The organism is Leptolyngbya sp. AN10 (genome assembly GCF_050565645.1).
In the GTDB taxonomy this organism is placed as follows: Bacteria; Cyanobacteriota; Cyanobacteriia; order Leptolyngbyales; family Leptolyngbyaceae; genus Leptolyngbya.
Genome location: NZ_JBNXVP010000015.1, coordinates 102,879 through 126,503 on the forward strand (window position 1 = coordinate 102,879; position 23,625 = coordinate 126,503).

Consider the following 23,625-nt stretch of genomic DNA (forward strand, 5'->3'; position numbering starts at 1 on the left):
GCGTAAATGACGATTCCGCCAAGTTATTGGGGTGCGATCGAGAACTTTACAAGTCTTGCACCTACTTAGATCACTTCAAGTTCAAACTCTTGAAGATGAGCGCGAAACTTGCCTGCAAATTTGACCAGGAAAGGAAAGTTTGCACTAACCGGACGACCTTGCCATTCTTTCACGACCGCGATTATCTCGCCTTCTTGACCTTTGATATCAAACGCCTCGTTGCGGTGTTCCGGATGGTGATAGACCACCACTGATTCTTTCACTCGAACACGATCGCCAATTTTCATAACCTTGAGTGTTCCTCTCTCCGCAAGATTCACCACAATCACTTGCCCTGAATGAACGATAGACAACCCTTTAATCTTTGCATAATGCGTGTCGATCGCTCTATCGTTTGAGCAAATCGTTAGGGATGAGTTGACGCAATGATTCGATCGTTGGCTGAATTCGTCCCGCTTCTGTCCGAATCCGCTGCTGCATTCCCACCGGATCACGGTAATACCAAGTTCCCAACGCTGCACCACCACCCAAAAGCAGAACCAGCAAAGATTTTAAGAAGATGCGATTTTTCTTCTTCGGTTTCACCACTTCAGTCGGCGGAATGACGATCGGTTCTGGCAGTTCTGGATCGTCTCCACTTGAGATCGATTTCGACAACGGTAATCGCATTTCTGGCAATGCGGCTGAAACTTGACAATGAGTGAGCACGATCGAGGCGTTATCATGTCCGTTCCGCTGATCGGCGAAGTCCAGCCAAGATTGCACCGCAGACTCGATCGAGAATTTCTCCTGCAAAATTAGCTCTGCATAATCCGCCCAAGATTGCTCGACAAATCCGTTATCGCTCATACCATCCGAACAGAGTACGAGCATTCCATCTTCTTCAAGAATGAAGCGTCGTACACTTGGATGCAGATGATGTCCTTCACGAGTTCCCATTGCTTGAGTGAGCGCTCCCGAATCCGGGCGTTTCAGCGCTTCCCGATACAGCGATCGACCCATCCGAACTTCTCGCACTGCGACATCATCATCGACGGTTAATTGATGACAATATTCGGGTGTAATCCAGTAAGCGCGGCTATCTCCAACATTGACGAGGTAGACTTCGTGAGCATTATTCGCGATCGAGCCTCCCGGTAAAGTTACTCGTTGCGGAATCTGTAATGCCATTACTAAAGTTGTTCCCATCCGCCGCCGAGCCGTCCGGTTCTGAGCATCGTTTTGAGCAGCAATCAAATTATTTACAACTCGAACGATCGCAGCTAATTGATCACAAATCAAATCCGGAGGTAACGGTTCCGGCTGTCCTGCAATTTCCGATAACAGTGCTTTAACTTGCAATTGAATCGATTGAACTGCTAACTGACTGGCAACTTCGCCACCATCATGTCCACCAATTCCATCACAGACGATCGTTAATTTTGCCGACAAATCATCAAACGTCTGCGTTCTCGAAGCGATCGGATAACAAGAATCTTCATTATGCGATCGACGTTTCCCAACTTCCGTCGCGCCATGCACTTGAATTCTCAACGGCAACTGAGAAGCCTGTTCCAACAACAGCACATTTAACCGAGTCGAAATCTCGCGGTAGCTCACATCTGAAGTTTGCATCAAAGCGCAGAGAGCTTGTAACTGTTCCGCGATCGCAGGTTTTGCATCGGGCAATAAGACCGCCCAACTCTGAGCCAAATTCGCCAAAGTCGGCGCTGCAAAAGCTTCCTGAGTTTGCCCTTCATCGAGAATCAATTCTTTCAGCCGAATCCGCCATCCCTCAATCCGAACAAAATCCGGCGACAACAAACTCGATGCGACTCCCAACTCCTTCAACGGTGTCCACAATTCGAGCATCTGCCACAACCAATAAATCTGGCGAGTTGCACTGCCTTGATACCAAACTTGCGCGATCGACGGCTGTAATTCTCCAGATTCCGTAATTGGCACGTTCTCTAGTAATAAAATCTCATCTCCGCCATCCCGACAAACCCCGTACACCTCTGGAACGTGCAATCGATACGGATACAACAACAAGTAAGTCTGTGCCAATTCCGACGCAGCCAAAGGCGCTTGTGGGTCATTCTCTGGCTGTGTATCTAGCCAAATTTGTGGCGCTTTGACCTGATAGCGATCGGCGATCGTGGTTCCTGATTTTTTCCGCCCAGCAGTCGTTCCCACAGCCCAAAGATAATGAAATCCTTGAGATTGAAACCGTCTAATCGTCGTCGTAGCTGCACGTTCAAAGAGTTTGCCAGAGGAGTTCATAGTCAGGAGAAGCTAAGATGAAGGAGGCGAATCGCAACGCATCTTACCGCCAACTGCGTCGAAAAGATCAACACGTTACCGGAATGTTGCACTCACGATTTGAAGTCTGTATTAAAGCATGAGAATTCCAGTCCGCGATCGCTGCATTCTAAATTCGGTGTGAGACTTTGATTCCGTTCAAATTTGTTTAGATTATGACTCCCACAGTCGTTTGGTTCATCGTTGGTGCAGGACTGTGTTTGATCGAGTTCGTCCTGCCGACTGCATTTATCGCCTTTGTTCTTGGCGTAAGTGCGTTACTCGTCGCGATCGTGGCTCACCTATTGCCGCTCGGATTCCAAATCGGGCTATGGGTGATTTTGTCGATCGTGCTCATTCTCGTTTCTCGTCGGTTTGTCAATCGTCGAGCCGCTTATAAACTTGATGCCACTGAAGCGGAAACCCTCACCGAAATTCGTCCGGGTGAAGTAGGACGAGTTTGCTATGAGGGCAATTCTTGGGCGGCTCGTTGCGAAAGCTCAAATCTTGACATTCCCGCAGGTCGCCGCGTGTATGTGGTCGGTCGTCGGGGAACTACTTTAATTGTGATGCCAGAAGAATTTTAAGGAGAGGTTGTTATGTGGGGTTGGGTTATTGCTTTAGTCGTCGGCGGTGGAGCCGTTTCAAGCGTTAAAATCATCCAGCAAGGAAACGAAGCGTTAGTGGAACGTCTGGGAAGCTACGATCGCAAATTGTCGCCTGGTTTGAATTTCGTGTTTCCAGGACTCGATCGCGTTGCGTTCCAGGAAACGATTCGGGAAAAAGTCCTCGATATTCCGCCACAAGGTTGTATTACTCGCGATAACGTTTCGATCACGGTGGATGCTGTCGTGTACTGGCGCATCGTGGACATGGAGAAAGCCTATTACAAAGTGCAAAATCTCCAGTCTGCAATGGTGAATTTGGTTCTAACTCAGATTCGGGCTGAGATGGGACAGTTGGAATTGGATGAGACCTTTACGGCTCGATCGCAGATTAACGAAATTCTCTTGCGCGAACTGGATACCGCGACTGATCCTTGGGGCGTGAAAGTCACTCGTGTCGAACTCCGCGACATTGTGCCCTCCAAAGCGGTTCAAGAATCGATGGAGTTGCAAATGTCCGCAGAACGCCGCAAACGGGCTGCTATTCTCACCTCTGAAGGGGAACGGGAATCAGCAGTAAACTCGGCTCGTGGTAAAGCGGAAGCGCAAGTTCTGGATGCAGAAGCCCGTCAGAAAGCGACGATTTTGGCAGCCGAGGCAGATCAGAAAACGATCGTGCTCAAAGCCCAAGCGGAACGCCAACAAGCAGTTTTGAAAGCTCAAGCAACCGCAGAAGCGATTCAGATTGTGACGCAAGCTTTGAACAATGATCCGCGTGCTGCCGAGGCTGGAAAAGTTCTTTTAGCCCTGAGCTATCTGGACATGGGAACGACTGTTGGTAAGAGCGATAGCAGCAAGGTCATGTTCATGGACCCGCGCAGCATTCCTGCAACGTTACAAGGCATGTTATCGATGGTTGATGAGAACGGCAAAGGCTAATTAACTTTCTGAACACAAAAAACCTGCGATCGCTCAATTACGATCGCAGGTTTTTCATTGCAATTAATTTACAGAACTTCAACGATCGCGCTATTCAAACTTACGGCTTGATTTCTCACTGCACTCCACGCAATCTGATGCGCTTTTGTCTCCTCACCGTACCACTGAAGCGCAGAGTTAAACGCTACCCTATAAAAGTGCTGGGCAGTTTCCGACAGTTGATCGCGAACACTATCAGGCAGTTCACGATTACTTTGGTACGACATTCAGTCGCCTCCAGTAAATGGGATAATTGTGTAGTATCTCGCTGTTGTGGGAAAAAATCCCCTACCCTACGGAATATCTTCAGGATTGGATTTAAGGAGAAAGCTTTGATTACAGGTACTTTGAAAACCACTAAATCAGATGAAATCTTTGCAGCGGCACAAAAACTGATGCCGGGTGGAGTCAGTTCTCCAGTGCGGGCGTTTAAGTCCGTTGGTGGACAGCCGATCGTCTTCGATCGAGTTAAAGGTGCGTATGCTTGGGATGTCGATGGGAATAAATACATCGACTACATTGGCACTTGGGGTCCTGCGATTTGCGGTCACGCTCACCCCGACGTGATCCAAGCCATTCAAGCTGCTGCCGAAAAAGGAACTAGCTTCGGTGCACCATCGTATTTAGAAAACGTTTTGGCGGAAATGGTGATCGATGCCGTTCCGAGCATTGAAATGGTGCGCTTTGTGAATTCGGGCACAGAGGCTTGTATGTCTGTGCTGCGCTTGATGAGAGCGTTTACTGGACGCGAAAAAATTATCAAGTTTGAAGGCTGCTACCACGGACACGCAGATATGTTCTTGGTGAAGGCTGGATCGGGTGTTGCAACGCTCGGTTTGCCTGATTCTCCAGGTGTGCCGAAATCAACTACGAGCAACACGTTGAATGCTCCTTACAACGATTTGGATGCAGTGAAGAAACTGCTCGAAGAAAATCCCGGTGAAGTTGCAGGGGTTATGCTTGAACCGATCGTTGGAAATGCTGGATTCATTCCTCCCGATCCTGGCTTCTTAGCAGGCTTGCGCGAACTGACCACAGAACACGGAGCACTATTAGTATTCGACGAAGTAATGACCGGATTCCGCATTGCTTACGGTGGTGTGCAAGAGAAATTTGGCATCACTCCAGACCTTACTACCTTGGGTAAAGTGATCGGTGGCGGTCTGCCTGTCGGTGCTTACGGTGGACGACGCGAAATCATGGAAATGGTTGCTCCTGCGGGCGCAATGTATCAAGCTGGAACGCTTTCGGGGAATCCATTAGCGATGACTGCTGGCATTAAAACGCTCGAACTGTTGCGCCAACCGGGGACTTATGAGTATCTCGATCGCATTACTTCGCGCCTGATTGCAGGTCTTTTAGATGTGGCGAAAGAAACAGGTCATTCTGCATGTGGCGGCTCAATCAGCGGCATGTTCGGTTTCTTCTTCACGGAAGGTCCGGTTCACAACTACGAAGATGCAAAAAAATCGGATCTTGCAAAGTTCAGCAAGTTCCATCGCGGCATGTTAGAACAAGGCGTTTACTTAGCTCCATCGCAGTTTGAAGCAGGCTTTATGTCGCTTGCACATACTGATGAAGATATCGATCGTACAATCGAAGCCGCTCGATCTGTAATGTCGAATCTGTAGACGATCGGGGGACTCGATCGAGTCCCCAAAATTGCTATAGCAATCCGGTTTGAGTTGTGAGATTCGGGAACGCCCCCAAACCCCCAATTCTGGGGGCTAAGAGTCTTGTTCCCCCAAGCTTGGGGGTTAGGGGGCACGATCAATCCTGCAATTCACAACTGATTTAGGATTGCTATACAACACCCAAACACAGAACTTAACATTGCATTGTTTTCGAGTCGAAAACAATGCATTAGATATTCTTTCCTCAAGCCTTCTAAAAAGTCCGGGAATACTAGAAAGGTAAACGATACAAAGTATATAGAGTCATTCTTTAGATAGGTTGCAGCGATCGGACAATCGGTCAATATTAGCCAAATAAAGAATTTCTCTTGTACAATTTCTAGATCCATTGATGCGAATCGCATCGCTATTGGGCAATCGGACAATACCCATGCAAAACATGAGCGCGACACGATCGAACAAACGATCGACAACTCAAAAACCGAGTGCAAAATCAACCGCTTTTCATCTCCTACTCCATCTTGTAAACCGTCATCCTTTCTTCTGTTTGTTCACGGTTTGGAGTTCTTTTCTCTTTTTCGGTTGGTTAGCTCTCTCTGGATTGACTTATACAAATCCTGCCCCGCTAGAAGTAGCAGAATCTCCCAAGCCTGAAGTTCAAGCCACTCCTTTTCAATTGAGCAAGCCGATCAATACCTTCGGACTCATTCTACTGGTAACTTCCAGTTGTGCAATCACGTCTATGTTGCTTGCGAAACAACTGCGTCCGGTGAAATCGACTCCGCGTCGAGTGGTGAAGCGGCAAGCTCCCCCGACTCGTGAAACGGTGCAATCGCGTCCTCCAGTTCGATCGACTCGTCCTCCGATTGCCCAACAAGCAAGAGCGATCGCGAAATCTGCTCCGAAACCGGAAGTAATTTCTCCCGCTCGTCCAGTCGTAACCGTCATGCCTGCTGAAGATGACAGCCCGATCCAAGTGAGTTTTACCTTGGCAGATATGCTAGACATTCGGCAGCAAGCCCAACGGTAAAACCCTTCTTTTGGATTATTTCACCTGACTGAGGAAGTTCAGTTGCGTAACTTATACGCTGAAGGCGCAGTGTTCAAAAATAGTAACAATGAAGACATCATTGAAGCGTTTAGTTACAGGATTTTCTGCTCTGGGATTGAGCCTGAGCATCGGTTTGCCTTCTGTGGCACAAACCACTCCAGCAAATACGCCGCCTGTCGTCCCACCCAGTAACCGCGATTCTGGTGTTCCTCCGATCGGGGGTCAGTCCGGGCAAAATACTCCTGGAACCATCACATCGCCTGATAATTCTAATTCTGGTGGTACAACCACAATTCCAGGTGTTCCCAACAATCAAAGCGTTCCGGGAACTGTCGCTCCTGCGAATCGCCCTGAAACCAATAACCTTCCGGGCACAACCTCTACAACTCCGACGGCTCCCGTATCGTTTGCGGGTTCTGAAGGTCAAACGATCGATCAAATCGTTCGCGTTAGCCCTTCGTTTGAATTGTTCAATGCTCTGGTGCGCGTAGCAGATTCGACGGGTGGTACCTTCGGAACTCAGCTTGCAGGCGGTAATATTACCGTCTTTGCGCCGACCGATGAAGCTTTGGCTGCACTGCCTCCTGCAACCTTCAAAGCATTAGTCCAACCGGAGAATCGTGGATTGCTAGTGCAAGTTTTAGAAAATCACATTGTGCGGGGTCGTGTCTCCTCGGCAGATTTAGCCTCGAAGCAAGTGCGATCGCTCGGTGGTAATCCGATCGCGGCTCAAGGTGGAACGGGTGCGCTGACGGTTGGAAATGCTCCCGTGGTTGGTGCAGACATCCAAGCTGAAAACGGCATTGTTCATGCAATTAATGGTGTCATTCTTCCGGCTGAATTGCAGTCGAGATTGACCACTTTCGCACCCTAAGCAGAGGTAGCTCAACTCTAGAAATTAATGGGATTTGTAACGGATTGTCTGATCAATCAATCCCGCATCTACCTAAGAGGGTGTTTGGAAAGTGTAGAAAGACTCTTCGCTGCAATTGCGTTCCGCCCGTGATTGGAAATCACGGGCTATCGGAGAAAGTCCACTAAAGGGGACTGAAAGCCAATCGTCAGATCCTCTTCAGTCTGTTTCAACAGACTTTGTTCCGATAGCCCCGAATTCCATTCGAGGGACGATTGAGGCGATGAACGATTACTTTTTAAACATTCTCTAAGATTTGTAGAGACGCGAAATGCAATGGTCTAATCGCGTCTCTAGTTGAACTTTGCGTTGGAACGATCGCAGTTCTACCGCACTAAAAACAATTGCAATAATCCGCCAAGGACGTTCACTACGGTTTGACCAAATCCGCCGCCCGATCGTTCTTTTGGCGGATTTTTCAACGTCTGAGCTAGATTTCCTGCACTTTTGGCACTGTTTTGATCGCCTTGCTGCTCAAATAAAGCCGCTGCTCGTTCTGAATCTACGATCGCACCTTTTTGATCGCCCAATTCCAATCGCGCCATTGCTCGCCCGATGAACGCTGGAGCCGAATCGGGTTTTCTCACTAAGACTTGATTGAAATTCTCGATCGCTCTTTCATACTGTCGCCGTTTCCCTGCCTCCATTGCCATTTGGTAGAACATTTCGGCATTTCCGGCAGTGGTTGGAAGCCCGATCGCGTTTTGAACGATCGCGGTTTCGATCTGGGTTCCGGTCAAATCTGCACCGACGAGATACGATCGAGTTAAATCCGTTCCTTGCAAGTTCGCACCTGTCAATTTCGCGCCTTGCAAATTCGCGCCACTCAAGGTTGCACCTGCAAGATTCGCACCAGAGAGATTTGCGCCTGTCAGATTGGCTTGGCTCAGATTGGCTCCAGAGAGATTCGCACCAGAGAGATTCGCGCCAGATAATTGAGAAAACACCAGTCCTGCACCGCTTAATTCACAATTGACGCATTGTTTTGTCGAGAGCAGTTGGCGGACGTGATCGAGATTTTCAGCCTGAACGGGAAGCGCAACACCGATCGAGATCAGTGTCGCTACGGATAAATTTGTCCGAATCATAGTCTTCAACCGGGAAGAGTGAGCAGGAAAACACTTCATAGTACTGTTTGATTACCGATGTGACGAATATTTCAATCCAGCCTGAGTATTCCTGAATCGAGAGGGAAAATCTAAAATGGAAACATGGCTAAGAAACAAAAATTTCCGCATCTAGTGGGTTCAAAGTGGACGGCTCAACAAGAAACCTGGGGCTGGCGGCACTTTCAAGTTGTGAATCGTAAAAATGAAGGCGAATGGGTGTTTGCTGAAATGATCGCGGCTTGTGATCCAAACGTCCGGTTTTGGATGAATGCGAAGTTGCTTAAAGATCGATCGCAGTGGCAAGCAGGATGGAAATCGCTGAACGAACAAGAGGACTTTTTACACGAAATCTAGATTTCTTCGATCGTTTTCTTAACCTTGCTGAGTAGATAGCCTTAACCGTTCGGGGCGAATGCCCTTAACCTTAGACCGGGACACTGGGGACTAGATGTTTCTACTGATAGTGCCCCATTCACATGAACGGAAATCACGTAATTTTTATTCACCCGGATGGTACCAGTGCCGCGACTTATGCAGCCGGACGATTTCAGAAGTATGGTCCCGATGGACGATTGAACTGGGACGAACTCGATCGCTCTGCGGTGTATCTCGGTCACATGCAAGACCAACTCACCGGAACCTCGAATGCGGGAGCAGTCACACACGCGACAGGAACTAAGGTTTATGCCGAATCTTTTGGCTTAAATCGGGATGGATCGCCTGTAGCATCCGCATCGGGCAATACTGGAAAAACGATCGTGCAAGAAGCGATCGAGACAAATAAAGTCACTGCCTTAGTTCAATCGGGCTTTATCGCAGAACCCGGAACCGCCGCATTTGTGGCTCAAGTGGGCGAGATCACGCTCAATGGCGAACGGATTCCTCCTCGTCGTCGAGTCACAGATATTACCAAAGCCGTAATCGAATCTGGAGTTGATTTCATTTTGGGCGGTGGTGAACTTCACATGCTGCCTGTGGGGACGAATGGATTTCATGAGACAGCGACTCAGTTAGATGCTCGAAGTACGAATGTGCTCGATCGTCCTCAAGAGAATTTGATTGAATTGGCGAAATCACGCGGCTACACGGTGGTTTACACGAGAGATCAACTGTTTAATCTGCTCGAACTCCCGAATCCGCCCCAGAAAGTTCTCGGTGTTTTTGCTGCATTCCATACGTTTAACGATCGACCCGAAGAAGTTCTCAGACTCGGACAACCGGATGCCACCCCGCTCTATGTTCCGACGGCTCCAACCTCAGCGGAAATGCTAGAGGTGACGCAAAAATTAATGGAGCGACACCCGAACTTTAACAACGGATCGATCACGATTCTTGAAGAAGAAGGAACCGATAATTTTGGCAATGTGAATAATGCGGCGGGCACGATCGAGGCAGTTCTGAGAGCCGATGCTGCGATCGGAGTGGCACAGGATTTTCTCGATCGTAATCCCAATACTTTGATCATTACTGCTGCTGATAGTGACGGCGGTGGCTTACAAGTTCGAGACACCCGCGCCGATCGTCCGGTGGGTACGATCGCAGTCAATCCCACGACGAATACCGATCGCCAAAATCCGCTGGATGGTCAAACCGGAACGAATACTCAACCCTTTGTGGCGGCTCCAGACGCAAATGGCGATCGCTTTCCGTTCTCGGTCGGCTGGGTCGGAACTCCGGATTTTTCTGGCTCGATCGTCACGAAAGCGAGTGGCTTGAATTCGGATAAATTGCCTTCCACGATCGACAACACAGGCATCTACGAGTTGATGTATGAGACGCTTTTCAACACAGAATTGCCGTCTAGAGTCGCGCCGCCCACTCCAGCACCGACACCAACTCGCGATACGGGTAATGTCATTTTCATTCACCCAGATGGAACCAGCCCTTCCTACTTCAGCGCATTACGAAACATCGATAAAGGTCCAGACGGTCGCATCAACTGGGACATGATGAGCAATGCTGGAGTTTATCTCGGACACATGGAAGATCAGCTTACCGGAACCTCGAATGCAGGTGCGGTCACTCATGCGACGGGGACAAAGCTGTTTGCAGAATCGTTCGGGTTGGATGAGAACAATAATCCGGTAATTCCGCTGTCTGGGAGAATTGGCAAGACGATTTTGGATGAAGCGATCGAGGCAGGAAAAGCCGTAGCTTTGATTCAATCCGGTCACATTGGCGAACCTGGAACGGCTGCTTTCACTGCAAAAACTACCAATCGAGACGGCAACGATCTAAGAGCGCGAGATAAAACGGCTGAAATTGCAGAGCAAGTGATTCGATCGGGAACGAATGTGATTCTTGGGGGCGGTGAAGTTTACCTACTTCCCAAAGGCACAACCGGATTCCATGTCACGGCTGAGATTGATGCTGAATTTGATGATCCTGCCGATCGCCCCACGACGAATTTAATTGATCTAGCGAAATCACTCGGTTACACCGTGGTTTATACCGAAGAGCAATTAAATGCAGCGGTGAACAGCGGCAATCCGCCTGAGAAATTGTTAGGCGTGTTTGCGGCAAATCATACGTTTAACGATCGACCCGAAGAAGCTTTAGGGCTAAATTCCCCGAATCCTTCTCCGCTCTATGTTGCGACGGCTCCGACTGTAGCGGAAATGCTCGATGCTGCCCTCAAGATTGTTCGCCGCGATCCGGATGGTTTCTTTGCGGTGGTCGAAGAAGAAGGAACCGATAATTTCGGCAACAATAACAATGCAGTGGGCGCGATCGAGGGAGTTCGTCGGGCAGATGCAGCGATCGGAGTTGCAATGGACTATGTGCGATCGCAAGATCCAAACACTTTAGTCCTGACTGCCGCAGACAGTGAAGCAGGCGGATTGCAGGTCACACAGTTCAAGCCCTTTAATCGTCCATCGGGCAACGCGATTACAACTCCCGAATTGCAAGATAGCGAGCCTACGGTTCCGTTTATCAACGTCAATCCCACAACGACGAACACAGTTCGCAACTTCCTCGACGGCATCAATGGCAGTACTGCTAGTCCCGATGCTCCTTGGCGATCGTTCCCGACCACAGATGGCTTAGATGGCAACTTAGGCAACTTCGCAGTAGGTTGGGTCGGAACTCCAGATTTCCCCGGCAGCATTGTCTCTAAAGCGTTTGGATTAAATGCAGACGACCTACCCAGCACCTTGGACAACACCGAGATTTATCGGTTGATGTATCAAACCCTATTTGGTGTGCGCTTCTCGAACGTGGCGAACCATGAAGGCGGCAACAAAACTGCCACCGTTAACCAAGGGGAAGGGATTCTAGCTTCGGTCAACTTTACGGGCATTGGTCCAACGACAACTCCATCTGAAGCGATCGTGCGTGAAGCTGACACAATTCGATTCGTCGGCGAAGATCTCAGCGCTCAGAACATGATCTTGACCCAAGTGGGTAATGATCTGGCGATCTCGTTTGAGGGTGTTGCAAATACAGGCGCAATCATTCGCGATTTCAAGCTGGAGAACTTGGACAATTTGACCACAGCAACCTTTGGCTCGGTGAATTTTGCCAACATCGAATTTAACGATTCGGGTGTAACGGATAGCTTTGATATGTTCGCTGCTGATTTGGTTCGCGATACGGTCTTCAACCGCAATTCGGTCACATTCCTGAACGATTTAGACAATCGCGTTTTTGGGTTCAATCAATCCGACGATGTGATCAACGGTCAAGGTGGCGACGATCGCTTATTTGGTCTGAGCGGAAATGACATTCTTCGCGGAGGTGCAGGCAACGATTACCTCAATGGTGGACAGGGACAGAATATCCTCGTTGGCGGATCGGGCGCGGATGTGTTTGTGTTAACTGAAAATTCGGGAACGCAAACGATTCGCGATTTGAATTTGGCGGAAGGCGATCGGATTGCGCTTTCTGGCGGTTTAACGTTTGGCAGACTGTCTCTGATGCAGAATGCCGATAACGTTCTGGTGCGGGCTGGAACCTCGAATGAACTGTTGGCGATCGTCAATGGGGTTCAGGCGAGTAGCTTGACGAGCGGCGCGTTTACGTTGTTGGCGTAGAGAAGAAAGTGGGGAGTGGGGAGTAGGGGGTAGAAGAGATAACAAGCAGATTCAACACTTAATATTAGACTCCCCACCCCCCACTCCCCCCACTCTCAAAAGATGATTTGGCTGAAACGAAAGCAGTGACTATGATAAGAATCATCTGATTTAGCCCCTCGAATTCATGGCAACGCTCCCCGGATTAAGCGATCGAGAAGTCCACGATCGACAGTTAGCAGGCGAAACGAACAACGTCAAATTGCCGACGAGTCGATCGTATGCGCGGATTCTGCAAGAAAATTTGTTTACGTTTGTCAATGCCGTTTTCTTTGTGATTAGCGGCGTTTTTATTTTGCTGCGTCGTCCCAGTGATGCGGTCTTTGTTGCGGTTGTGATTTTCAGCGGCGTTGTGATCGGCATTGTGCAAGAGATTTGGGCAAAACAAAAGCTCGATGAAATTGCATTACTGGCGCGTCCTCATGCCACGGTGATTCGCAACGGAAATGAGATCAATGTTGATCCGTGTGAAATTGTCTTGGGCGATACCTTAGTTTTGCGTCCGGGCGATCAAGTTTTAGTCGATGGGCAAATTGTCGGAGAAGGGCGAGTTGAAATTGATGAATCGCTGTTAACGGGTGAATCAGATCTGATCGCAAAAGTGGCAGGAAAACCCGTTTATTCGGGGAGTTTCTGTGTCAGTGGTAGCGCGTGTTATGAAGCTCAGAAGGTTGGAGCAGAGACGGTTGCGTATCAGTTAACAATGGGAGCGCGAGAATTTCGCCAAGTGTATACACCATTGCAAGCTGAGATTAATTTAATCATTCGGATTCTGTTATTGCTTGCATCTTTCCTGTGGTTGCTGGTCGGAATTAGCTTTGTGATCCGATCGCAAACCTTAAATGAAGTCGTTCAACGCGCTGCCGTAATCGCTGGACTCATTCCCGCAGGATTAATTCTAGCAATCACACTTTCTTATGCGATGGGATCAATTCGGATGTTGGGTCAGAATGTTTTGATTCAGCAAACGAACGCAGTCGAATCGTTGAGTAATGTTGATGTTTTGTGTTTGGATAAAACTGGAACGCTGACCACGAACCAAATTGAGCTACATTCGATTTATCCGATCGAGCAATCAGAAAAGGAACTGCGATCGCTCTTGGGAGATTTCGCCGCCAGCACTCAATCCGGAAATCGCACCAGTGAAGCCGTTCTAATCGCCTGTAGTGGCTATGCGAAACCGCTCCGAAACGAAATCCCGTTCTCATCTGCCCGAAAATGGAGCGCGATCGAGTTTGTGGATCAGCCTGGAACTTATGTGATGGGCGCACCAGAGATTTTGATGAAATCGACGACTTTAGATGATGAGAGTTTGCAATATATCGATCGACAAGCGAATCATGGCTTTCGAGTCGTTTTATTCGCGTATACATCGGAGTCGATCGAGTCCAATACGTTGCCACCAGTAACCCCGTTAGGAATTCTCTGTTTCTCAGATCAGCTTCGCCCCTCTGCTCGTGAAACCCTACAAGGATTTGTCAAAGCGGGAATCACGCTCAAAATCATTTCCGGTGACAATCCTCAAACTGTAGCGGCATTGGCAAGACAAGCCGATTTTAGTGATGAAATTCGAGTGATTTCGGGTGCAGAACTCGCACAAATGGATCAAGCACAATTCATTCAAGCGGCTCGAAACTACAATGTGTTCGGACGAATCACACCCCAGCAAAAAGCGCAACTTGTTCGCAGTTTACGCAATTCTGGTTACTACGTAGCAATGACCGGAGATGGTGTAAATGATGTGCTATCTCTGAAACAAGCAAACCTTGGAATCGCGATGGAGAGCGGCAGTAAAGCAACTCGCAGCATTGCCGATATTGTTCTACTGAATGATTCTTTTGAAGCGCTACCCCATACATTTTTAGAAGGGCAACGGATTCAGAATGGCATTCGCGATGTTGTTAAACTTTTTATGGTACGACTGAGTTGCGTAGCGTTGTTGATTTTTGCAATCTCGATCGTATCCGACAGCTTCCCACTGTTGAACAAACATAGCGCGATCGTAACTTTAATTGGTGTTGGTATTCCCACTACATTCATTCCAATTTGGGCACAACCAGGAGAACCACCGAAGCGTAGTTTAGTCCGATCGATGTTACATTTCGTCGTTCCTGCGACAATTACAATCACCTTAGTATCACTCACAGTGTATCTTTTCTATCTCATGAGTGCTGCTCTAGACTTACCTCCCAACGTTGGATTAATCGGTGTTGAGTTTAATATTCCTCGTACTTCCTTAGTCACAATTCTAGTATTCTGCCAATTGATGCTTCTTCCGTTTCTCAAACCTCCAACCCATGCTTGGACAGGCGGAGAACCCTTCAGCGGGGATTGGCGATATACGATCGTTGCTGTCGTCCTACTCTTCGTCTATCTCCTCATTTTGTTTATTCCCCCGCTACGAGTCTTTTTTGAACTCTCACCGCTGAGTTTACAAGATTGTTTCTTCTTAGGATTAGTTACACTGGAATGGGGACTGATTCTGCGATTGGCATGGCGGACTCGATTTCTCGATCGCTTCTTAGGCGTAGATTTGGAGTAAGAATCATGACAGAACTCCCATCCCGAATTCCACAATATAAAGTATCTATCTGGGAAACGATCGCAGTCATTTTAGGCGCGATCGCAGTTCTTGGAGTCGGTCTAACCGGATTGGCAATGAAATTTCTCAGCAATGCCGCGACTCCCCAACGCGCCGAAGCGATCGCCAGCAATATCATGACGTATCAATTGCCCGGAGATTCTCAAGGCTTACTCGGTATCAATATCGCGGGCGCAAAAGTGGCGTTAGTTGCATCAGAAGGCGATGAGCCAGATATTCAACTCCTGATGGCGCGAGTTCCTGTAAACGGCGAATCAGGACAGCGACGCATTGATCGAATTCTAGACAGCATTGCGCTGGGAGCCGACGAAGAAGAACTCAAAATCAAATCGATTCGGGCAGAAAATCGCGCTCTGTGTGGTCAAACAACCGGGATCGCGATTCGCGAAGGAATGCTGAAATATCCAGAGTCGCCGGAGCGATCGACGGTGATTTACCGGGGTAGTGTTGTTCTGGGTGACAGTCGGTATGTAGTGAATTTGCTGGCAAGCGATGTAGATGTAAATGCAGCTCGGAAAAAAGCCAACGATGTGTTTAATTCGCTGCAATGTCGGCGCTAGAAATTTGACTGCAACCAAAGGAATTTTCGCGCTGTCGTAAGATCGATAGATTCGCTGCACCCACTCGATTTATGATTCTTCGGATTTCGCGCAAAGTCTCAGTTTTGTTTGCGATCGCGGCTTTCATGATTGCGATCGCGTCCCATTCGGTTTCCAATTCGATCGCGTCTGCAAAACCGAATTGGATCACTCGAAGCGACGAAAACACCAACGTTTTAGTCAAAGCCGAATCAGAATCTAGCTGTACAGATCAATCAACACTGAGCGAATCGCTGTTGAAACTCGATACAAATTACGTACAATGCTACGAGAAAAACTTAAACAATGCGATTCAAACCTTTCAAACACAGTTAAAACAAGAAACCGATCCATCGGTCAAAATCGATTTAGAAATCCTAATTGCATCAGCACAAGAAGAACTGCGATCGACTCAGCTTGACCAGCAATACCGCTTACCCTACGTCAATTTAGCCAGAGAAATCAATCGCAGTTTGGACAAGCTCAATCCACGCGATTTGTCGAAACGGTTAAAACAATTAAGCGGAGAAGAAACCGGAACACCTCCGATCGCTTCCCTTGCCACTCAAAAAATGCGCGAAGCATTAACGCGATCGAACACCTTCTTCCCCGAAAAATTCCAACTCGAAAAAGATCTCGCGAACACTCCCGCCCAACTTGAACAGATTCGACAACGCCTCGATCGACGTGGAATCGATCCCGTCAGCTACACCAAACTAAAAGCACAGTTAACCGAATATACGAATTTTGTTCGACAAGAAATCTTACCAAAAGTGAGAACAAGCTTCCGCCTACCTCCCGAACTCTACGCGCAACAATTATCAGAACGAGGAGTCGAAATCCCGATCGATGAACTCCTCCAAAACGCGCACACTGCTTTCGCAAACATTCAGCAAGAAATGAATGCGATCGCACCTCAAATCGCAAAACAACGAGACTTTCAAGCGAAAGATTATCGTGATGTGATTCGCGCACTCAAACAAGAACAATTACCAGCGGATCAAATCCTGCCACACTATCAGAAACGCCAAAAGGAAATTGAAGCGATCATTCAACGCGAAAGATTAGTCACACTCCCGAAACGCCCACTAACAATTCGACTGAGTAGCGATCGAGAAAACGCCTCTTTCCCCGTCCCCCAATATCAAGCTCCTAGATCCTCTCAAAAAACTGCGGGTGTCTTCATCATTCCGCTATTGAAACCCGACCCCCAACCCCGTACCTACAACGATTTCACTTACCCCGCCGTTTCCTGGACATTAACCGCCCACGAAGGCAGACCCGGACACGATCTGCAATTCACCACCATCCAAGACAAAGGAACCTCAAAAGCTCGATCGAACTTCGGCTACAATCCCGCCAATCACGAAGGCTGGGCACTTTACGCCGAAGCGATCACCCTTCCCTATATGCCGATCGACGGTCAATTCATCTCTCTACAATTCCAACTCCTGCGGGCGGCTCGTGCTTTCCTCGAACCCGAACTGCATCTCGGTAAGATTTCCATTGATCAAGCCCTGCGCGTCCTCACTCAAGATGCCGGATATTCCGAGTTCTTTGCTCGGCAGGAAATCGATCGATATACCACCCGACTCCCCGGACACGCTCCTTCCTACTTCTACGGCTACCAACGTCTGATGCAACTCCGCAAAGAAGTCGAACAACAGCTAGGACAAACATTCGATCGGCAACAATTCCACGATTTCATCTTGTCTCAAGGCTTCATGCCTCAGCGCTTACTACGTCAAGCAGTGTTAGAACAATTCGTGAAACCATTGATCTGAATTTTAGGAGAAAGCCGATGCAAGTCACCTCAGAAGCGTTAAGTCCTGAAGCGGCTCAAGTGATTATGAGCGCTCTACCTGAGAAAATCCAACTTGGCTTAAAAGCTTACGCTGCCCAAGTTGGGCAACCGATCGAGGGCATTCTCGAAATGATGATCGCTGGCTTTCTTGATGAAGATGCGATTAGTTTTGCCAATTGCCAACCGCTTCGAGGAATGCACTTTATTTAATTCAGACATCGCATTTCACTTATTAGAATTGCTGTCTGGGCATGATAATCTCATCCTTCAGCAATGAGAATTTCATGCCACGAAAGTTCTTTCTGACCGCGCTGTTGATGGGAAGCGCAGTCTCGGTGTTCTATGTGCTACTGATTCGATTGAGCTATCTTCCTTCTCCATTGGAGCTGCCTGCGGTTCTTTGCCTGAATGATTGCTCGGAACAAAGATGGCATACTGTCGCACCAGAAGCTCGATCGAACATTTCGCTTTCTACGATCGACAAATCCAAAACCTCAATCCTCGTTGAAAAGTCAAAGTATCGTCTTACTCTTTACTACGACAAAAAGCCCGTCAAATCCTATCCCGTCGTCTTTGGTAACAATCCCGTAGACGACAAATCGAGCGAAGGCGATCGACGCACTCCCGAAGGCATTTTCCGAATTCGCGACCTCTACGATCATCCCGACTGGTCAAAATTTCTCTGGCTCGACTATCCAACGCCGCAGTCTTGGCGCAAACATTTAAGCGCAAAACTCAATGGTCAAATTAGCTTGTTCTCAACAGTGGGAAGCGAGATTGGAATTCATGGACTGCCGCAAGGAAAAGATGCCATGATCGACCAGCGCAAAAATTGGACTTGGGGCTGTGTGTCACTGAAAAATCAGGATGTCGAGGAAATTTACCGCGTTGTTCAAGTCGGAACGATCGTTGAAATCGTGCCCTAGGAGAAATCACGATTAGAGTACCCTAGCTTCTTATCTATAATGCGATTAGTCGATCGCGAAAACATACCTATGATTCAAGCTAAATTTGATCTCAATGAATCTCAGTTTGAATTTCTCAATCAGTTTGAGCAATACGGCTTTCGAGACGAAAGTGAGCTAGTTCGGATGGCATTAACTCGACTTCAGCAAGAATTACAGCGAGATCGCTTAGAGGAATCCGCAACATTGTACGCCGAACTTTACGAGGAAGATGAGGAAGTGCGATCGATCAACTTCGCGATCGTCGAATCGGATGCTTCTTGTAAATTGGATTGAGCGATCACTAAGGTTACTGAGTCTCGATTGTAGAACTTTCATACATTGGAATCGGTTGATGGGAAACGATCGCATAAAGCACATCTGAATCAAGATCTGCACCGCACGATCAGACGATCGCACTCAGCATACTCAGGCTCTCAACTTGCAGAAGTTCGTGAAAGTCCCAACAGTTTTCCTTGAGCAGATTCCAAGATGACATCTCGAATAAAGGTACTTGCAGACAGAATTTCAACGCCGATCAGTTCTCCAGCTTCGTTTAGTTCTGCGGTGATATTCGGGGAAAGCTCAACGCTGCCAAACTCAGGCTCATCCGAGATTACAAGATGCAAAATGTCTTCTTTCTCGAAATAGTTCATTCTTGCGGTGTTACTCATTGATAATAAACCTCCTAGTTCTGAGACGAAATCTGATTTGTTGGCGGGTTGTCGCATGAATGGTAATCGGCGTGATGGAAGTGCCACTCTGCTCATACGGAATTATAACGAGATTCTCCTCATGCTTTCCGACTGCGATTAAGCGATCGCTTTCCGTATCGTAATAGCGCTCGGTCGAATATCTTAGAATTTGCTCGATTCTCTCCAGGTCAAATCCTCGAAGCTCAACGCGGTATAGAAAGTAATCTGACCAGATGATTTCGAGCATTTTCCACTGAATCTATCGAATTGTTCAGACAGGAATGATCGTTGAAATTGTGCGCTAGAGGATTCGGAATTAACAGATCTTGCGATCGTTCAAATACCAGTACAGATTTGCGATCGTCGAATCGGAAGCTGCTTGTAAATTGGATTGAGCGATCGCAGAATATCCGACTTCTTTTGCACGTTGTCCGATCGTGCTTTCATAGTCACGCCGTAACTCAGGCATAATCATGAAGCGCAGTTGATCTCGTAGCGAATTAAAGTCAGACATCGATCGAAGTTCTGCATAAGTTTCTTCTTCAGGCATCTCTAGGATCTCTGCCTGAATTGGGTCAGCCACGCAATCTGCTAAATTCGGTAAAAGCTTCAATTCGCTCGGCGGTAATGCCTGAACGATATCAAGCTGAGTTTGCCACAGTCCGAGCGCTGGTAGATCGTGCTGATGAATCCGGGTCAGTTCTGGGAAAATAAAGTCAAGTTCAGCTTGAGAATTGCAAGCATTGACAATCGAGAGAGAGTCCTTTTTCATCTCAATTTGTAAATCAGACAGACAAGTAGCAGCCGCATCCAGTTGGTTTTGAAGTTGGAAAACATAAGCAATCATTTGCTGAATTGTCCAAGCACATTCAGCCCGTCGCAATCGTCCAGCAACGTTCATTTCCTGCATTAAATGAGGAGCGTTATAAATCGCTAACGAATTATTCATTGCGGCTACAGCATTAGCAAGATGGATATTACGGGCGATTGTGTCCTCGCATTTGATTGCAAACCCTACGAATCTCAGTGCTTGTGCAAATTCAGTGTAGGCAGTCTGAAGCTTCTGTTTCTGATACTCAAAAGCTTGTTGATCAATGTGTGCTAAGATTTCTGCCTGTTGTCCCGTTAGAACTTCCTTTAGATCTAAAAATCCATTATTGAGATCTTTTTGCAGCGATTGAATGTCTTTTCTCAGTTGAAAGGTTTGATAGAGATTTACAGCCGAAAGTACTCCTGTAACCGCAACTCCACAGCCTACGATCGCGGTTGTCGTTTGCAATACTCCAAGGCTTTGTTGTACTGCACCAATCATCTGGAATGTTTTCTGAAACCCACAATGCGTTTGATACATCTGTATGCCATCTAAGATGCCGCCGACAAGAGCATCGGGAATCAGGAAAGGCTTCAACGAGTTAGATGCAACCACTCTAGCGATCTCAAAAGTCTTATTAGTACTGGCATCGACTAATACAGGAAGAATCTCACCCGTTTTTGAAGTCATGTACTTCAATGCGCCTTCTGCTAGTAGCTTTTGAGCTTGAGGGCTAAACACGATCTCCATCATAAAATTTTAACTCCTAGCACAACTTTTTCATAGGTTGCCCTCTCACTATCAGGGCATACCAGAGGAAAGTTTGATTCGTTCTAACATGGTTGGGGCAACCTGAAGAGGAAGAGCCAAGCCTGCCCCAACCATGAATGAGCATTTTTCTGTCTTGAAAACTGTTGCCAAATCGACTGAGGATCTTTTAGCCGATCGCCTGTATGCTCTTGTATCGACAGAGATTAAACACTCGGCTGGAGTTTTACGATCGTCGATCCAACCCTGTATAGAAGAAATTAAGCAATCGACGTTACTATTAAGAACGCATTTGGAAGCTTGTATCGAAAATCTAGATGCTGCCGAAGACCTTTGGCACAGTAAGCGGCGGATCTCGGAGATCCCAACTGTGCAGATTCTAGAAGCGATCGGTAAAGTAGTTGGCATCTGGAAACGGCTTCAGCAGGAGGCAGAGAACCTTAAACCAAATCTAATTCAGCAGGCTCAACAGAAGTGGATGGCTCAAATTGAGGAGCTAGAGTGTGACGCATTTTTTGATAAGAAGAAGCAGCAATATCAAGCCTTTATCGTAGGTGACAAGAAACAGCTATTTCGTAAAAGCCTTCCAATTCGTTTAGATTCTGCTTCCAAGGCAATCAATGACACTATCAATCAAGAGTTAATCAGGTTCTACCAAATTGGTGATAAGGATGATTTCGCACCACTGTCAAGCTTTACGGAGGCGTTAGATCAATCCGCAAAGATTGGCTATATTGCAGAAGTTATACAAGGGCATTTTAGTCAAATCGATCGTGCTATAACACAGGCTTCTCATTTCAGCCTTCGCCAGGATTTCCAGGAAGCCTTAGAAGAATGGCAAAAATTTTTTGCTAGTATTTCACACAAGAAAGTTCAGGACTTTAAACAGAAGGTATCAGAGAAAATTAAAGAGCGCATTGTCGCAAAAATCGACAATTGCTTGCAAGCCATTCAGAAACTTGTTGAGTATACGATCAAGTTTTATCACGATCTCCTCACCCGGCAAAATCGATATCGTCAGGAAACACTTAAGCAACAAAAAGCAGAGCAAGCCTGGATCGTTCAACAGCGTGAGCATCTGAAACGACTTGTTAAGGATTTAGAGCGAATTTCTAGCGATCGCTAACGTGATTTTGTTGTGGTCGTCTCATACGTTGGAATCGGTTGATTAGATACGATCGCATAAAGCACATCCGGATCAAGATCCGCACCGCATGACCAAACGATCGTTCCAATCTCTGAATTCACTGCAACAGTCGCAAAGTAATCCAAATCCTGAAGAGGCGCAAAAACACCGCTGAAAGAAACAAGCTTACTAATATCAACAGGTCCTTCAACTCCGTCTTCAAATCGCAGGTAAAGCTGATACTGCTCTAAGGGTTCAACGGCAACAACATCTTTCAGCATTTTTTACTCCAGCGGTTCAATTTTCTCTAGGATTGCGTTTTCTCTGGCAAGCTTCCAAATTTGCAGCAGTTCTGCTTGATGTTGAAAAGTGTGGAGGCGGATGACCGAGTACATCGTGATGATCATGCCGAAGAATCGGCTAATTTCGGGCATTCATTTTTTCCAGGTAATCTAAACAAAAAACCCCGATCGCACAAAGCACGATCGAGGTTTTTCAAATTAGTGAGCGAACAAATTTAGCTTTCCCACTTCGCCGCGACGACTTCAGCCAAGTCAACCACGCGCTGAGAATAGCCCCACTCGTTGTCATACCAAGCCACGACTTTCACCATGTCGCCGCCCATCACCATCGTGAGAGCCGCATCAATGATCGAAGATTCATCGGTTCCAGCGTGATCACTCGATACTAATGGCAAATCGCAATATTTTAGAATGCCTTTGAGCGAGGTTTCAGAAGCCTCTTTCAGCACCGCATTCACTTGATCCGCGATCGTGCTTTTCTCCACGTTCACCACGAGATCAACGACCGAAACGTTTGGAGTCGGAACGCGCAATGCAATCCCGTTCAGCTTCCCTGCCAATTCAGGAAGGACAAGCGCGACCGCTTTCGCAGCACCCGTCGAAGTCGGAACGATATTGACCGCAGCCGCACGTGCGCGACGTAAATCCCGGTGGCTTGCATCCAGAATCCGCTGATCTCCGGTGTAGCTGTGGGTGGTCGTCATCGTGCCTTTGATGATACCGAAATTCTCGTGGATCACTTTCGCGATCGGAGCCAAGCAGTTCGTCGTACAGCTTGCATTACTGATGATGTGATGCTTGTGATGGTCGTAATCCTGGTGATTCACACCGACGACAAACGTACCATCCTCGTTCTTACCAGGCGCAGTGATCAGAACTTTCTTTGCACCCGCATTCAAATGCTTGGTTGCTCCCTCTTTCGAGATGAACACACCCGTCGATTCGATGATCAGATCGATACCCCAAGCGCCCCAAGGGAGATTTTCGGGATTACGATCGGAGGTACACTTGATCGTTTTACCGTTCACCGTGATCGTGTTTTCATCCGCGCTCACTTCGCCGCCGAACTTACCCAACATCGAGTCGTACTTGATCAAGTGAGCGTTCGTTCTAGGATCAGACGTGTCGTTAATCGCAACTAAGTCCAGTCCAGTCGTCTCCCGCTCTGCCCAGCACCGCAAAAAGTTGCGTCCAATGCGTCCAAAGCCGTTGATCGCTACTCTAACCACTGCGTCTTGCCCTCTGAATATAAATACCTATTGATGAGTCACATCATACCGTAAAAGGCTCCTCACTTCTCATCACAAAATTATTGGGATCAGCGAGAAATAACAAATCGTGGAAGCGCGATC

The 23,625-nt window shown here is 47.6% G+C and carries 24 protein-coding genes; 14 read left to right on the top strand and 10 right to left on the bottom strand.

Annotated elements, in window-relative coordinates:
- Nucleotides 1-65: 65 nt before the first annotated feature.
- On the bottom strand, nt 66-353 hold the full coding sequence (locus ACQ4M5_RS21150; RefSeq protein ID WP_430677661.1) for a ferredoxin-thioredoxin reductase variable chain: 288 nt from the start codon (nt 351-353) through the stop codon (nt 66-68).
- Between the two features lie 34 nt (nt 354-387).
- A complete protein-coding gene (locus ACQ4M5_RS21155) occupies nt 388-2,262 on the bottom strand; it encodes a PP2C family protein-serine/threonine phosphatase (protein ID WP_430677663.1) in 1,875 nt (624 codons plus the stop codon).
- A 194-nt stretch (nt 2,263-2,456) separates the two neighbouring features.
- Between ACQ4M5_RS21155 and ACQ4M5_RS21160 the strand changes: the two genes are divergently transcribed.
- Entirely contained in the window at nt 2,457-2,867 is a 411-nt protein-coding gene (locus tag ACQ4M5_RS21160; protein ID WP_430677664.1) for an NfeD family protein, read from the top strand.
- A gap of 12 nt (nt 2,868-2,879) precedes the next feature.
- Nucleotides 2,880-3,824, top strand: coding sequence for an SPFH domain-containing protein (locus ACQ4M5_RS21165; RefSeq protein WP_430677665.1), 945 nt, complete (start codon nt 2,880-2,882; stop codon nt 3,822-3,824).
- A gap of 68 nt (nt 3,825-3,892) precedes the next feature.
- Here the strand turns inward: ACQ4M5_RS21165 and ACQ4M5_RS21170 are convergent, their stop codons facing one another.
- Nucleotides 3,893-4,090, bottom strand: a complete 198-nt coding sequence (locus ACQ4M5_RS21170; protein WP_430677666.1) for a ChaB family protein — start codon at nt 4,088-4,090, stop codon at nt 3,893-3,895.
- Between the two features lie 105 nt (nt 4,091-4,195).
- On the opposite strand from ACQ4M5_RS21170, the gene hemL reads away from it, so the two are divergent.
- From hemL to ACQ4M5_RS21185, 3 genes are all read left to right on the top strand, one after another.
- Nucleotides 4,196-5,494: a glutamate-1-semialdehyde 2,1-aminomutase gene (gene hemL, locus ACQ4M5_RS21175; RefSeq protein WP_430677667.1), complete on the top strand. Its 1,299-nt coding sequence runs from the start codon at nt 4,196-4,198 to the stop codon at nt 5,492-5,494.
- Between the two features lie 433 nt (nt 5,495-5,927).
- Complete coding sequence (locus ACQ4M5_RS21180; RefSeq protein WP_430677668.1) at nt 5,928-6,527, top strand: hypothetical protein; 600 nt, start codon at nt 5,928-5,930, stop codon at nt 6,525-6,527.
- An 88-nt stretch (nt 6,528-6,615) separates the two neighbouring features.
- Nucleotides 6,616-7,422: a fasciclin domain-containing protein gene (locus ACQ4M5_RS21185; protein ID WP_430677669.1), complete on the top strand. Its 807-nt coding sequence runs from the start codon at nt 6,616-6,618 to the stop codon at nt 7,420-7,422.
- Nucleotides 7,423-7,787: 365 nt separating this feature from the next.
- Here ACQ4M5_RS21185 and ACQ4M5_RS21190 read toward each other — a convergent pair whose 3' ends face one another.
- Nucleotides 7,788-8,549, bottom strand: coding sequence for a pentapeptide repeat-containing protein (locus tag ACQ4M5_RS21190; RefSeq protein WP_430677670.1), 762 nt, complete (start codon nt 8,547-8,549; stop codon nt 7,788-7,790).
- Between the two features lie 123 nt (nt 8,550-8,672).
- On the opposite strand from ACQ4M5_RS21190, the gene ACQ4M5_RS21195 reads away from it, so the two are divergent.
- The 8 genes from ACQ4M5_RS21195 (at nt 8,673) to ACQ4M5_RS21230 (ending at nt 18,868) form a co-directional block, all read left to right on the top strand.
- Nucleotides 8,673-8,924 carry a TIGR02450 family Trp-rich protein gene (locus ACQ4M5_RS21195; protein WP_430677671.1) on the top strand — a complete coding sequence of 84 codons (252 nt, stop codon included), beginning with the start codon at nt 8,673-8,675 and terminating at the stop codon, nt 8,922-8,924.
- A gap of 122 nt (nt 8,925-9,046) precedes the next feature.
- Nucleotides 9,047-12,604 (top strand): alkaline phosphatase, encoded by a 3,558-nt coding sequence (locus ACQ4M5_RS21200; protein ID WP_430677672.1) that lies wholly within the window; start codon nt 9,047-9,049, stop codon nt 12,602-12,604.
- Nucleotides 12,605-12,770: 166 nt separating this feature from the next.
- Nucleotides 12,771-15,185 carry an HAD-IC family P-type ATPase gene (locus tag ACQ4M5_RS21205; protein ID WP_430677673.1) on the top strand — a complete coding sequence of 805 codons (2,415 nt, stop codon included), beginning with the start codon at nt 12,771-12,773 and terminating at the stop codon, nt 15,183-15,185.
- 5 nt (nt 15,186-15,190) lie between these two features.
- Nucleotides 15,191-15,805, top strand: coding sequence for a hypothetical protein (locus ACQ4M5_RS21210; RefSeq protein WP_430677674.1), 615 nt, complete (start codon nt 15,191-15,193; stop codon nt 15,803-15,805).
- Nucleotides 15,806-15,876: 71 nt separating this feature from the next.
- Entirely contained in the window at nt 15,877-17,607 is a 1,731-nt protein-coding gene (locus tag ACQ4M5_RS21215) for a DUF885 domain-containing protein (protein ID WP_430677675.1), read from the top strand.
- 17 nt (nt 17,608-17,624) lie between these two features.
- Nucleotides 17,625-17,837 (top strand): hypothetical protein, encoded by a 213-nt coding sequence (locus tag ACQ4M5_RS21220; RefSeq protein WP_430677676.1) that lies wholly within the window; start codon nt 17,625-17,627, stop codon nt 17,835-17,837.
- Nucleotides 17,838-17,911: 74 nt separating this feature from the next.
- Nucleotides 17,912-18,553 (top strand): L,D-transpeptidase family protein, encoded by a 642-nt coding sequence (locus tag ACQ4M5_RS21225; RefSeq protein WP_430677677.1) that lies wholly within the window; start codon nt 17,912-17,914, stop codon nt 18,551-18,553.
- Between the two features lie 69 nt (nt 18,554-18,622).
- Nucleotides 18,623-18,868, top strand: coding sequence for a hypothetical protein (locus tag ACQ4M5_RS21230; RefSeq protein ID WP_430677678.1), 246 nt, complete (start codon nt 18,623-18,625; stop codon nt 18,866-18,868).
- A gap of 140 nt (nt 18,869-19,008) precedes the next feature.
- On the opposite strand, the gene ACQ4M5_RS21235 is transcribed toward ACQ4M5_RS21230, so the two are convergent.
- The 3 genes from ACQ4M5_RS21235 to ACQ4M5_RS21245 all read right to left on the bottom strand — a co-directional run bounded on the left by ACQ4M5_RS21235 (nt 19,009) and on the right by ACQ4M5_RS21245 (nt 20,830).
- A complete protein-coding gene (locus ACQ4M5_RS21235) occupies nt 19,009-19,245 on the bottom strand; it encodes a DUF2283 domain-containing protein (protein ID WP_430677679.1) in 237 nt (78 codons plus the stop codon).
- A complete protein-coding gene (locus ACQ4M5_RS21240) occupies nt 19,238-19,513 on the bottom strand; it encodes a hypothetical protein (RefSeq protein ID WP_430677680.1) in 276 nt (91 codons plus the stop codon). Before ACQ4M5_RS21240 ends, ACQ4M5_RS21235 begins: the two co-directional genes overlap by 8 nt.
- A gap of 69 nt (nt 19,514-19,582) precedes the next feature.
- Nucleotides 19,583-20,830 (bottom strand): hypothetical protein, encoded by a 1,248-nt coding sequence (locus ACQ4M5_RS21245; RefSeq protein ID WP_430677681.1) that lies wholly within the window; start codon nt 20,828-20,830, stop codon nt 19,583-19,585.
- Between the two features lie 130 nt (nt 20,831-20,960).
- Here ACQ4M5_RS21245 and ACQ4M5_RS21250 point away from each other — a divergent pair, with 130 nt between their 5' ends.
- The gene (locus ACQ4M5_RS21250; RefSeq protein ID WP_430677682.1) at nt 20,961-21,971 is read left to right on the top strand and encodes a hypothetical protein; all 1,011 of its coding nucleotides are present in this window, start codon (nt 20,961-20,963) and stop codon (nt 21,969-21,971) included.
- On the opposite strand, the gene ACQ4M5_RS21255 is transcribed toward ACQ4M5_RS21250, so the two are convergent.
- The 3 genes from ACQ4M5_RS21255 to ACQ4M5_RS21265 all read right to left on the bottom strand — a co-directional run bounded on the left by ACQ4M5_RS21255 (nt 21,968) and on the right by ACQ4M5_RS21265 (nt 23,502).
- The gene (locus ACQ4M5_RS21255; protein WP_430677683.1) at nt 21,968-22,252 is read right to left on the bottom strand and encodes a DUF2442 domain-containing protein; all 285 of its coding nucleotides are present in this window, start codon (nt 22,250-22,252) and stop codon (nt 21,968-21,970) included. The genes ACQ4M5_RS21250 and ACQ4M5_RS21255 overlap by 4 nt on opposite strands.
- A 3-nt stretch (nt 22,253-22,255) precedes the next feature.
- The gene (locus tag ACQ4M5_RS21260; RefSeq protein ID WP_430677684.1) at nt 22,256-22,405 is read right to left on the bottom strand and encodes a hypothetical protein; all 150 of its coding nucleotides are present in this window, start codon (nt 22,403-22,405) and stop codon (nt 22,256-22,258) included.
- An 83-nt stretch (nt 22,406-22,488) separates the two neighbouring features.
- Nucleotides 22,489-23,502, bottom strand: a complete 1,014-nt coding sequence (locus tag ACQ4M5_RS21265; RefSeq protein WP_430677685.1) for a type I glyceraldehyde-3-phosphate dehydrogenase — start codon at nt 23,500-23,502, stop codon at nt 22,489-22,491.
- Nucleotides 23,503-23,625: the final 123 nt, after the last annotated feature.